General features: G+C 51.8%; 1 protein-coding gene. It reads right to left on the reverse strand.

Annotation, left to right across the window (positions count from 1 at the left end; genetic code table 11):
- Positions 1-116: 116 nt before the first annotated feature.
- The coding region (locus HMPREF2993_RS13735) for a DUF6973 domain-containing protein (protein ID WP_083318716.1) at positions 117-299 on the reverse strand (183 nt) is incomplete at its 5' end.

The following is a 299-nucleotide window of genomic DNA, read 5'->3' on the forward strand; positions in this document are numbered from 1 at the left end:
CCGACGTGTCTACTTTCCGGGGGTCAGGCCCAGGAGAGTAATAGGGAGACAATACTAGTGAACCCTATCCGCGCCATCATGCGTCTCATAAACATAACTCCCTTCTCGTGCCTATCCTAGGAAAGTGTAGATAGCAGTCCAATGCTAGCCCAGAGGGCGAAGTGGTTCAGAGCAGAAGCTTCGTCGCCACTACTTGCGAAAACAGATCCAAGAAATCGACCTTGGGCATTGTTATACAGATCCATGCTGGTCTCATCCGCTGGCCCCTGAGCGACAGTTTCGTGGTTAGTAGCAATGCG

Source organism: Corynebacterium sp. HMSC068G04, from assembly GCF_001814885.1.
Taxonomy (GTDB): domain Bacteria; phylum Actinomycetota; class Actinomycetes; order Mycobacteriales; family Mycobacteriaceae; genus Corynebacterium; species Corynebacterium hiratae.